Raw genomic sequence first — 12,151 nt, 5'->3', positions numbered from 1 at the left:
ACCTCCTACTTAGCGACCATCATGTTGTTGATTTTGAGCTGGCCAAAGTTAAGGGGAAGCTGCACCTGATATAAGAAAAGATGATCCTGTCTCTAGCAGCCCCTGCAGTGTTCAAAGTCTGCTCAATCCTTTTGATACTTTATCCAGGAAGCTATGATAGTCGTCAGGATTCAGTCCCAGTTTCCGCAAGTATTGAATAGTATGATGAACAACTTCTTCAGTAGTATAATCTTGGCTGGCTTTAACATCATCAGGCACAGCCTCAATCGGCTCATTTCTCATTCGACGGTCATGGATATATTCGAACCAGGCTTGTAAAAACTGATTGATCAGTTTTAATTCCTGCATATTTTCAGGACAACGGAAAAACCGAAACTCCATTGTGGAATATGGATCGATCACCTCAGTTCCTGGAATATGCAACAAAGATATGGCCATATATTTGTCTATCATCACATCAGCAATTTCACCAAACATTTGTTGCAAGGGGGCCATCTGCACAAAATGACTATATATTTTTGAAAACTGTTTAAGCTTATCCAATTTTTCTGAATCCGTTAACCAGTCACCATTCGCTTCTTCATAATTGGAACCAGCTAACTTTTCATTATACGTAGCAATCATCCAATTGATCCGTTCAATGGCTAACCCTCTCATGTCAGAATAATCAGAAAACAATTTATACCATTGACTCTCATTATTTTTAACAATTCGGTCATTATTACCGAATGCCCTGATTAGATAAGGATTGCTCTCAATTTCCCTCTGTAATTCCAGTAGAGCTCCGGGATTACCATGCGTAGCGGAGAGCGCATCGACATGCTTGTGACCGGAGGCATAACCTATGAGCCCATCTTTAATCATTAAGTCAACCAGTTCAAATACTTTTTCTAAACAATTATTCGCACCGGCGTCACCATCGTGGTAAGGCGTACAATTAAACTCAAGCCATCTCCTAAAGTCTACAAAAGGAGTTACATAGAATTGACCGTCAAAAGTGAAACTTTCAGGATCATAACCTGTCTTATTTGCTCCTAATCTTTTCATATGTTTATTGACTTTATTAAGATAATAGTAACTTGACCCGCCCCCTTGTTCATCTTCAGAAATCAAATCATATTCCAACTCTTCACCAAATTTGAGATCAATACGCTTGTCGAGTGGAATACCCTGTCCAGCTGTATCTGGCTTTTTTTCAGACATATCATTAAGAGCATCTAACCAGCGTCTTCTAAATTTCGAACCCATGACTTCTTCATTAAAAGTCATTCTAAGCTTATGATTACTTCTCAGGGCAGCAATAATGGAATTCTTGCACTTTATACATCCAACGGTTTCCTTCCTTATCTCATCAATAAGTTCTCGCTTGTAGCGAACACTAAATCTCATAAAATGGTCATATTCTGAAAAATAGCCATCCCCAAAAAGCATCCTTTCAAAGAATTGAAATGTCTCATGCCCAACAAATTGATAGCCCCTACTATCATCAGAGCCCTTGAAATTTTCATAAAGGTAATCAGGTAATAACTGACCAAGATAATAATATTGACGATATCTATCTGACATCTCAATTTGTCGCTGAGCAAACATTTCTGACAATATTGAATCTATTATTTCGATTCGTTTATGACTAATTGTTTGATTGGAACGATACTTATCAGCATCGTTACTATAAATAAACTTCTGATCTCTTAACAATCCTTCCGTGAACAATATAAAATCCACAAATATTTCTTTAACATTCTCTTTGGTAGTAACATAATCAGTACTATCAAAACGCAAATAACCATTTGTCTTCCATTTTTTATGCCCGATGACTCTTTCGATGGATAAACCATGCTCCTCAGCCAGTTTATTAACAGTATTTAACAAATGCCCGGCTGCCTCCCGGGGTGACAACAGTACATCAACGTTAAGCTCTTTTCCTCTCTTGCGCTTTCCCGGTTTCATTTCCGATGATGCTTGTTGGCTTTCCGCCCTGGTCTGCTCTCTATTTTTTTCAGGTACCCGATCACCTTTGTCACTCGCTGTTCCCTCTTTATTTGAGTTACCGAGGCTGATTATTCCGTTTATGTCACTTATATTAACTTTCAAAAAAAAATTGTCAGCAGTACCAAGTAATAAAGGTAAAAAAACATTCAAGACATTTGCGCCATTGCTACCCTCATTTTTTCCATGGGCTAGCTGGTAGAAATCATCCTTTTCTTTTTTAGAAAAACCTGTATTCTTTTTGTAATCGAGTTCCTGAAACTCTTTTGTCACTTTGTATGTTATGCTTGTAAGATAGGGGTCTTTCCAGCCTTTCAGATCTTCTATTTTTTCTTCCTTAAAAGCATCAACTAACATTTTGTCAGTACTGTTTTTTTCAATGGGAGGTTTACTGAAAAAAAGCTTCCCATTCAGTGCCGGAGTTAAAACATTCTGATAGTCAAAAGAAAGCGAACCAAAAGCTAGCACGTGGGAAACATTCAGGAATGAACAGAAAAAAAATATAAATAATTTCATAGTAACAAAGTTCAGTTTTTAACCATATTTCTTGATTATGATAATTCGAATAATCTCTGTTGAGTAACCCCTGGTGCTATACCTGTGAAAGGACACGCTCAATACCTACCATTAAATACTCTGAGCAAGTACTTCTGTACATGAAAAAGTACTAAGAATTCTATTCACAAGGATCACCACAGTGCTCTCTAATTATTCTAATATTCAATTAACTTCGCAAAAAGGTAGTAACAGACTAGTTATTAATCAAGTGTGCCGGGGAAATATTCTTTCGCCAATAACGAAGTTTATGTGTCGTTGTCCGATTTCTCACCAAGGCTCTGGAGACTGACTTACTCATTCAAGCCTATAAGTATCCAACCAACCGACCAGAAACATATCTCCAAATTGAACTTTCATCCTATCTGAAGGTTATATCTGCCTTTCACCGCACCGACTGATATTTACCTAATATCTGTCGTCAGTAACGATGTCTTTATGGCGACCCGTTTCAAAACGTCGGCAAAAGAATTTACCACCGTCTTTGTATACAGCAGTTCCCGCCAATCATTGACAAATGTCCGAATCAATAGGTTATTCCATAAGTCAAATCCTAAGATGATGAAAGAACACCCGGTTCCGCATCATTGCATCTTTTAACACCTTATCCCAACTGACTACTTCAGTGTAGAGATTAAGACTATCATGCCAACGGAAGTACCCCTGTCGATCTGGAAGGGGCTTGAAATCTTTTTCTTCTTCCAACCAAGTCTTCACCTTTTTGTTTAAGTCACAGATAACATAGCCATAGAACGGGGTGTTGGTGTTAATCTGTATCTCCCTGCCCTGGGGTGTGGTGAACTCGCCATCACGTAGCTTGCGAACATAGCGAATAATTTGCTGCACAGGATCTTCCTTAGAAGATGGGTTGGCAAAATCATCTCGCTGTGGCCTCTTGAACTCGAATATAGTTACAGGATTGCTGGCTTCATTCTCACCTCGAAAAACCATTCGGTGATCAAATGCCAGAATATCTGGCCTGCCTGACTTTCCTTCCAAAGGGATATCAGAGGAGAGGTACTCGGTAAAATTGAGGCGTTCATCAATTAACCAAAGGTTATGATCCTCAAAAGGTGTTTGGTCACTGTCGCCTTTTCTGGGGAAAATAATGTCATGCACTACACCCTCAGAAGAGTACTTACCATCATCACCGGTTTGCAGGCTTTTTTCAAAAATGTCAATAACACTGCGACGCATGGAAATATAATGAGCCAGGTAACGATGTCTTTATGACGACCCATTTCAAACCGTCGGCAAAAAAATTCCTTACCTTCTTTGTAAACGCTCTTGACATTAAACGTTAGAAAATATTTTAAGCAGGTAAACCGACCGAACCCCTTGCCGCCCTGAGTGATTTTGTGGTCTGAGTAGAGTGTATCGAAAGAGTTTCGATTTTCAGTATCGAACCCTACACCATTGTCAATAACAGTAAAGCCACAAACAGCAGGCATGGAATTTTCTAACAGATCGTCTTGTTGTTCACGATGAACAACAATCTGTACAAGGCCACTATCATTGCCAGTGCATTCAATGGACTGAATCGCATTGACCATCAATTCAATAATGGGGGTGTAGACGTTGACACCAGAGCCTGCCGGAATATGATCGACTGCACGTTGTATGTTGACGTTACTCATACTCTCTCAGATCCTTGCAGTGTAAAAGGCTGCTATGTCCATGGATCAAGATTCTGGTTCTATCGTCTTTTTCTGCTGACCATGAACTCATTTAACGAAACTCGAGAAATTCTCCATCCATAGCCTCTCATTGGAAGCGTAGCGTCGGGGGCGCCTGGCTGGGGGCGCCACACGAACCCCGAAGGCTTAACATTCCTCCAGCCTGGAGGCAGGTCTGCAAGAGACGCAAGGAAAGATAGTTTATGGGCTTGCTCCAAGCAAGCCGAGCTTACATCCCCCCACCTGGTTCGGTGGCGGTCCTGCGCTGAAGTTCGAAATTGTCTCCTACAGAGCCATCCAAATAGAACTTTTCTCCTGTCTGAAGGTCGAACCATAAAAGAATTTCAACAGAGTCCTCCGGATGACAGAAGGGAGATTAACAACTATGGATGGCCTTACTGGCAGGAAGATAAACGAACCCGTTCCTGATATTGGCGCGCCAGCCAATCCAGCCAATAGAGCAAAGCAAGATGCACCGTCAAACATTGTAGAGGTCTCGGATGTCATTCCCAAACTCAGCTCATTGTCAATTGCGGTTACTGTGCCTGACAAGACGAGGATCGTATCTTCAACGGATTCAGCGACGGCGATGACTTGCTACGACCTGCGGTGGGCTGCCCTGCCCCGGGAAGTGCTTGAGATAATCGCCAGCTATTTGTCCATCGAAGATCTCAATAATTTTGGGCAAACATCGACGACAATGAGCGATCGCCTGAGTTCATGCGGTCTGGAAGAAGTCCATCACTTCCTCTCTCTGAGCAGACAAAGGCAGACTTCGTGCCGGACAATCATTCAGTCCAGTCATCTACTCCTTGAGTACCTCAGGACATTGTCCATATTTTCTGTTCGTCATTTCCCTGTACAACAGGGCCCGGCCTTTTACTCCTTTTACGCCAGCCATTTGCGCCAGCAGATTCTCGATGGGGCCACACTGAGCCTTATACCCAGTGGCGTTTTAGAGGTTCGCCAAAAACATCATCTGCGTGATCATATTCCCTTTGTCATTGAGAAGAAGTCGGATAACTACAGCGATATTCTGGCTCCGGGTCCTGATGGTCAATGGGTCAGGGAAGCTGAGATCACACACGATTACCTGGTCGAATATCATCATCAGCAGGCCGACCATATTTTATTTGTCGAGCAACCCTTTGCGTTGAGAGAAGGACCGTTTCCTTACAATTACAGTGGCAAAGAGCATTTTCTATCTGTCTATGAACGCAAGAATGATGCGTGGGTTGAGCAACAACTGACATCGGGTGAGATTTTTCCTGAATGTCAGGATAAGCAAATCTTTAGGATACGCCTGTCACCTGATGCCAAGTCAGCGGTCTGTATTAACATGAGCGACGGTGTTGCTATTCTCGGTCGGGGGGCTGATGGGCAGTGGATCAACAGAGGCAACATTAATACAAGTCTTTATCCCCGGCTGTTCAGTCCTGACAGCAATCATCTTGCGCTTTATGATGGACCATGCATCAAGGTGATGAGCCGGGCAAAAGATGATTCCTGGTCACAAACGGGTGACATTGTTGTTACCAACCCTGCTGATGATCTGAAAGAAACACCCAGCGGCGAAACAGTGAGCGACTTTGATTATCTACGCGTGGTATTCAGTCCGGATAACCGCCATTTTGCTACATGGTTTGAGGAGGCCGGCCATGATTCACATCACAATGATATTCAACGGCGTTATTTCTTTGTCGTCATTTTTGCCCGTGACCCGCAAGGGCAGTGGCGTGAAAAAGAGAGAATCGTTGAATCCTGTAACCGGGCAACCCGATATTTCACTCTTAAACCTGAATTCAGCCTGGATGGTCGGCTTCTGATTATCACCACTCGGGAAAGTATTGATATCTGGGAATTAACTGACGACCAATGGCACAAATCTGCACAGAAGAAGCCCCGGAGCGGCGGTGGTGAAATTCAATTTTCTGTGGACCCTTGTGAATTCATCAGAAGTTGCAATCAAAGCGTAACGATCTGGCGCAAGGCAGCGTCGGGAATCTGGGGCGAGACACAAACATTTCCGGCTGAGTCCCTGGTAGAAACCAGCCCCAACGGTGAAACCATTGTTTGTAACGATCGTGCCGGACATACTGATATTTATCAACGTAAGCCTTTTGCTGAAACTTTGGGACAGCCATTCGTTGAACCCGCCGCCGTTGAATGGGTCAATCAACGCATTGGGTTTTCCATCATAGGTGCAGGTTTCAATCAGGAAGGTTGTCTTCTGGCTGTGATTCCCAAGACGGGAACGCACAGCCTGATTCTGTTCGGTTTGACGGCAGAAGGGAGCTGGCTGGAAAGGGCCCGTTTGCAAACAGAAGGCAGAATTTTCAAATTTTGCTTCAGCCCTTGCAGTCGCACCCTTCAAGTCCGCAGTTTGTGCCCTCCCACCGGCTCTACCAGAGGACGAGAGTTTTTTTCGCTTTGGCAGATCATGCCCGACAAGGTCACCCAAATGCCTGAACCGGGCACCTCCATTTGACAATGAACTAAATTATTTTCTCATTGTCCAAATAATTAAGACGATGGTGTCAGAATCATATCATTCGCACATCCTTTTGAGATTAACTGAACGACTGTCAGGCAGGATTGAACATGCTGACTATATGAGCTGACTACAAGAACGGTATTAACAGCAAGCATAAGTGAATGGAGGATAAGAAATATGGATACCAGACTTGCAGGCTTTCAACCCGGCACATATCTCCAGCCTGGAGCAGTCGCTTTTGAATCTTCTGAAACAGCGCTTGACGAAAGCCCCACCACAAAATTTTCGGTTAACCCCTCAAGGCTTGTATCATCTTTGCCATCAGATTCTATAGGTGATTTAGAACCTTTATGCGCAACCGATATCGAGTTCGAAAAGGAACCGATGGATACATCTATTTCGTCCAGGTATGTGTCATCTTTGATATCAGACGATAAGATGAAATCAGTTTTAAATACTGCCAAGGACTACGATACTATTGTTTTCAACGATCATATTAACTCTATACGCCAGATAAAACCCGCTTACAAACCCTTCCCGAAAAGTCTCAGCACTAAGCCCGTGGCTGAGCAGTTCACCGAAAATACAATTCACTGGCTCCAGCTCATTAACACACCTTACGCTGAACGGCACTCAGTCAGGACAAGTTTTTATCTCCAAGGGAGAAATCTTAAATCAGAAGAAGATAAACGTCTGGGTATTTTTTATAGTGAGGATTATCAGGCCCTCGAACTTCCCGATCTGTCAAAAAGTCACTACCTCGGGTTGCACTCACTACCGGAATATTTTGACACCATGAACAGGTGTAGCTTTGTATCAACGGATAAAGGGCATAAACCCAGTAAGTGTCTGAATGCTTTTTTCCATGGCCCAACCTGTGCAGACTGTGCAACGACTCTTTTGGCCTGTCAGTATCGGGCCATTGAAACCATCATTGGTACCGACGAATTCGACCGCATCTTTGGCGCCCCGGTCTCAAAGTTCAGAATTTCTGCCGACCTTTTCGGCCACATCAGCGAGAGTCCTGAATTCTTAACAAAAAAAGGTGAAACTGAAAATCTGATCCATTTCAGCAACCCTCTCTATCATCTGTTTGATTACCTTGATTTTGACAAAGGTTCAGGGAGCGATGGGCCGTCAGAACGGGATATAAGAAAAGGTGATATCCTCTATATTAAGGGCGTAAAACACTACGCTTTGAAGCACGTAACCGGTGCTGCTGTCGGTTTCAATCTGGTATGCACCGGGCAAAACAGCAGTGGACAGAATCTCTATCAGGGGTTTGGTCCAGGTAAATTTGATGAACCGAAAACCTACGACCAAGTCAAAAAAATACTGATTGATGGTTACAATAAACCACAGAGTCCTGAGACACTCCTTGTCATTAAAGAAGGGAAAACGAGCTATACAGAGCTGGCCAGCGATGTTCTGCCCTATGACCACCCTATTGGCGGTATTGTTATTTCGGCTCGCTTTAATACTGGCGTCTGGGAACATTTTTTGTCCCGGTGCGATCAAGTCTGGCATCGTCAACCGCTTTTGTCTGTCACTCCGACTATAGAGCCAAAACCGGTGCATCATGGATCACAGTTCCACACTGAAAATCTTGATGCTGATTTAGATCAATTCAAACCCCACTCAACACAGCAGGAACTAATACATGAGACGGCCCTGAAGTTCACCCATGCGGTGATTAATAATCAGGGTGAAGCCCTGCATAAAAAGCCCATGGGACTGTTCCTGACCGGATCACCCGGACAAGGAAAGACACATCTTTGTGTAGCGGTTGCCAGAAAAGCAGCCGACTATGGTGTCAACACCCTGTATATAGACGCAGACAAGGCAGGGGAACTGTATCAGTGCTTCCAGGGTAATGAATGGGATAGCAAGATCGGGGAATTACTTGCCGGTAAAGATTTGGTGGTCATCGATGATGCCAACGGCGGTTATTTCAGCGACCAACTGCTGGCAAAAACAATGAAACATGTGATGACTGAGAATAAAGCTATCATGGTCAGTTCAAATCATCATATTCCTGTCAAAGCTGCATGCCCTGGCGATATTGAACCCTTGACGGCGTGCGCCCATAATTTTCTTTACCTGAACGATTTGCAGGGAGATGGTTACCGTTCCTACTGGTGGCACAGCCCTGAAGTACAGGCTGCTGATGCAATATCGCAACTGGGTCAGTATCAAGGTCGCAATGCGGCAGCAGTGATCACTGAGCATGCGGTATCAATAGACGAAATGGCCAGAGTACTCAGTATTCCAGCCGAACAGATCCGCCGGGTGGGCTCCCCCTATTTACCCGGAGAAAATCTTGTAAGCCCGGATTTCCATTTCAGCCATTTATCTAAGACAGAGCATCAGGCTGTTTTTATGGAGTGTGATGCTACCCGTGATAGTACTCGAATCAGGCAGTTCTTAAATGTTATTCAGAAAGTACACAACGAAGGCTTGAAGCTGGTGGTCAAAACCAATGACCGCTCATTATTGTCAAAAGCTGTACTGGATTATTTAAATTTTCTTCAACCTGAAAAGGAGGATGTCCGTACCAAAGAGCGGCTAGAGCATATGTTCCCGGACTTTGCGTCAGTAAAAAATCCCTGAATGACTGTTTATGATACTGAACCCCCACTCTCTGGCACGTCTGCTCTGACCGGGTAGATGATGCCATCAATCATGACACCGGAGCGCAGACAGCGAACCATCAGGTTTAAGTTCGCAATTTGGTAGATCATGGTTCAAATTCCTCAACTTTTGGCAATGAACTAAATCATTTTCTCGTTGTCAAAAATATTAAGACGATAGTGTCAGAATCATATAATTCGAACGTTCTCTTGAGATCACCTGAAATACTGTCAGGCAGGATTGAACATGCTGACTATATGAGCTGACTACAAGAACGGTATTAACAGCAAGCATAAGTGAATGGAGGATAAGAACTATGGATACCAGCCTTACAAACTTTCAACCCGGCACATATCTCCAGCCCGGAGCAGTTGATTTTGAATTTTCTGAAACAGCTCCTGACGAAAGCTCCACCACAAAATTTTCAGTTAACCCCTCAAGGTCTGTATCGTCTTTGCCATTAGGTTCTACAGATGATTTAAAACCCTTAAGCGCAACCGTTATCGGGCTCGAAAAGAAACCGATGCATACATCTATTTCGTCCAGGTGTGTATCATCTTTGCCATCAGGCGATGAGACGAAATCAGTTTTAACTGATGTCCCGGACACTATTCTTTTAAACGATCATCTCAGCGCTATGCGCAAGATAACCCCCTCTTACAAACCCTTCCCGAAAAGTCTCAGCACCAAGCCCGTGGCTGAGCAGTTCGCCGAAAATACAATTCACTGGCTCCAGCTCATTAATACACCGTACGCGGAACGGGACAAAGTCAAGACACGCTTTTGTCGTCAAGAGAGAGATCTTTGGCTAGTGAGATGTGTTGAAGTAGAAGAAAAAAAACGTCTGGGTATTTTTTATCGTGAGGATTATCGGGCCCACGAACTTCCAGGTCTGTCAAAAAGTCACGACCTCGGGTTGCACTCACTACCGGAATATTTTGACATCAAGAGCAAGCGTAGCTTTCTGGCAACGGATAAAGGGCATAAACCCAGTGAGTGTCTGAATGCTTTTTTTCATGGCCCAACCTGTGCAGACTGTGCAACGACCCTTTTGGCCTGTCAGTATCGGGCCATTGAAACCATCATTGGTACCGACGAATTCGACCGCATCTTTGGCGCACCGATCTCAAAGTTCAGAATTTCCGCCAATCTTTTCGCTCACATCAGCCAGAGTTCTGAATTCTTCGCAAAACAATATGAATATGTAAATCTGATACATTACAGCAACCCTCTCTATTATCTGTTTGATTATCATCATTTTGACAAAGGTTCAGGGAGCGATGGGCCGTCAGAACTGGATATAAGAAAAGGTGATATCCTCTATATTCAGGGCATAAAATACTACGGTTTAAAGCACGCAAGCGGTTCTGCTGTCGGTTTCAATCTGGTATGCACCGGGCAAAACAGCAGTGGACAGAATCTCTATCTGGGGTTTGGTCCGGGTAAATTTGATGAACCGAAAACCTACGACCAAGTCAAAAAAATGCTGATTGATGGTTACAATAAACCACAGAGTCCCGAGACACTCCTTGCCATTAAAGAAGGGAAAACGAACCACAAAGTGCTGGCCAGCGATGTTCTGCCCTATGACCACCCTATTGGCGGTATTGTTATTTCGGCTCGCTTTAATACTGGCGTCTGGGAACATCTTTTGTCCCGGTGCGATCAAGTCTGGCATCGTCAACCGCTTTTGTCTGTCACTCCGACTATGGAGCCAAAGCCGGTGCATCATGGGTCACAGTTCCACACTGAAAATCTTGATGCTGATTTAGACCAATTCAAACCCCACTCAACACAGCAGGAACTGATGCACAGGACGGCCCTGAAGTTCACCCATGCTGTGATTAATAATCAGGGTGAAGCCCTGCATAAAAAGCCCATGGGACTGTTCCTGACCGGATCACCCGGACTAGGAAAGACACATCTTTGTGTAGCGGTTGCCAGAAAAGCAGCCGACTATGGTGTCAACACCCTGTATATAGACGCAGACAAGGCAGGGGAACTGTATCAGTGCTTCCAGGGTAATGAATGGGATAGCAAGATCGGGGAATTACTTGCCGGTAAAGATTTGGTGGTCATCGATGATGCCAACGGCGGTTATTTCAGCGACCAACTGCTGGCAAAAACAATGAAACATGTGATGACTGAGAATAAAGCTATCATGGTCAGTTCAAATCATCATATTCCTGTCAAAGCTGCATGCCATGACGATATTGACCCCTTAACTGCGTACGCCCATAACTTTCTTTACCTGAACGATTTGCAGGGAGATGGTTACCGTTCCCACTGGTGGCACAGCCCTGAAGTACAGGCTGCTGATGCAATATCGCAACTGGGTCAGTATCAAGGTCGCAATGCGGCAGCAGTGATCACTGAGCACGCGGTATCAATAGACGAAATGGCCAGAGCACTCAATATTCCAGCCGAACAGATCCGCCGGGTGGGGCCCCCCTTATTACCCGGAAGGCAAGTTGTAAGCCCGGATTACCATTTCAGCCATTTATCCAAAACAGAGCATCAGGCTGTTTTTATGGAGTGTGATGTTACTGATAGTAGCGCTTATACCACGCAGTTCTTAAGAGTTATTCGGAAAGTACACGACGAAGGCCTGAAGCTCGTAGTGAAAACCAAAGACCGCTCATTATTGTTAAATGAGGTACTGGATTATTTAAATCTTCTTAAACTTGAAAAGAATGATGTCCGTACCAAAGAGCGGCTAGCGCATATGTTCCGGGACTTTGCGTCAGAAAAAAATCGCTGAATAACTGTTTATGATACGGAACTCCCACTCGTTGGCACGTCTGCT

The 12,151-nt window shown here is 44.0% G+C and carries 9 protein-coding genes; 3 read left to right on the top strand and 6 right to left on the bottom strand.

The features are described from left to right. Positions 1-111 precede the first annotated feature (111 nt). The 3 genes from KBW69_RS10335 to KBW69_RS10325 all read right to left on the bottom strand — a co-directional run bounded on the left by KBW69_RS10335 (position 112) and on the right by KBW69_RS10325 (position 4,181). Positions 112-2,505, bottom strand: coding sequence for a hypothetical protein (locus tag KBW69_RS10335; protein WP_257255265.1), 2,394 nt, complete (start codon positions 2,503-2,505; stop codon positions 112-114). Positions 2,506-3,090: 585 nt separating this feature from the next. Continuing rightward, a complete protein-coding gene (locus tag KBW69_RS10330) occupies positions 3,091-3,663 on the bottom strand; it encodes a hypothetical protein (RefSeq protein ID WP_257280830.1) in 573 nt (190 codons plus the stop codon). Further along, positions 3,663-4,181 (bottom strand): ATP-binding protein, encoded by a 519-nt coding sequence (locus KBW69_RS10325; protein WP_257280829.1) that lies wholly within the window; start codon positions 4,179-4,181, stop codon positions 3,663-3,665. The genes KBW69_RS10330 and KBW69_RS10325 overlap by 1 nt, the downstream gene beginning before the upstream one ends. 424 nt (positions 4,182-4,605) lie before the next feature. Between KBW69_RS10325 and KBW69_RS10320 the strand changes: the two genes are divergently transcribed. Further along, on the top strand, positions 4,606-6,708 hold the full coding sequence (locus KBW69_RS10320) for an F-box protein (RefSeq protein ID WP_257280828.1): 2,103 nt from the start codon (positions 4,606-4,608) through the stop codon (positions 6,706-6,708). 206 nt (positions 6,709-6,914) lie between these two features. Here KBW69_RS10320 and KBW69_RS10315 read toward each other — a convergent pair whose 3' ends face one another. Continuing rightward, positions 6,915-7,178 carry a hypothetical protein gene (locus tag KBW69_RS10315; RefSeq protein ID WP_257280827.1) on the bottom strand — a complete coding sequence of 88 codons (264 nt, stop codon included), beginning with the start codon at positions 7,176-7,178 and terminating at the stop codon, positions 6,915-6,917. Between KBW69_RS10315 and KBW69_RS10310 the strand changes: the two genes are divergently transcribed. Further along, positions 7,153-9,324, top strand: a complete 2,172-nt coding sequence (locus tag KBW69_RS10310) for an ATP-binding protein (protein ID WP_257280826.1) — start codon at positions 7,153-7,155, stop codon at positions 9,322-9,324. The two genes, KBW69_RS10315 and KBW69_RS10310, sit on opposite strands and share 26 nt — an antisense overlap. Before the next feature lie 8 nt (positions 9,325-9,332). Here the strand turns inward: KBW69_RS10310 and KBW69_RS10305 are convergent, their stop codons facing one another. Then, positions 9,333-9,455 carry a hypothetical protein gene (locus KBW69_RS10305; protein WP_257280825.1) on the bottom strand — a complete coding sequence of 41 codons (123 nt, stop codon included), beginning with the start codon at positions 9,453-9,455 and terminating at the stop codon, positions 9,333-9,335. Positions 9,456-9,684: 229 nt separating this feature from the next. Next, the gene (locus KBW69_RS23765; RefSeq protein ID WP_257280824.1) at positions 9,685-9,954 is read right to left on the bottom strand and encodes a hypothetical protein; all 270 of its coding nucleotides are present in this window, start codon (positions 9,952-9,954) and stop codon (positions 9,685-9,687) included. Positions 9,955-10,156: 202 nt separating this feature from the next. Between KBW69_RS23765 and KBW69_RS10295 the strand changes: the two genes are divergently transcribed. Further along, on the top strand, positions 10,157-12,106 hold the full coding sequence (locus tag KBW69_RS10295) for an ATP-binding protein (RefSeq protein WP_257280823.1): 1,950 nt from the start codon (positions 10,157-10,159) through the stop codon (positions 12,104-12,106). Positions 12,107-12,151: the final 45 nt, after the last annotated feature.

The sequence above is a fragment of the Endozoicomonas sp. ISHI1 genome, assembly GCF_024606225.1.
GTDB lineage: Bacteria > Pseudomonadota > Gammaproteobacteria > Pseudomonadales > Endozoicomonadaceae > Endozoicomonas_A.
Note: the sequence above shows the minus strand (reverse complement) of the source record. Positions and strands in the feature narration are given on the sequence as shown.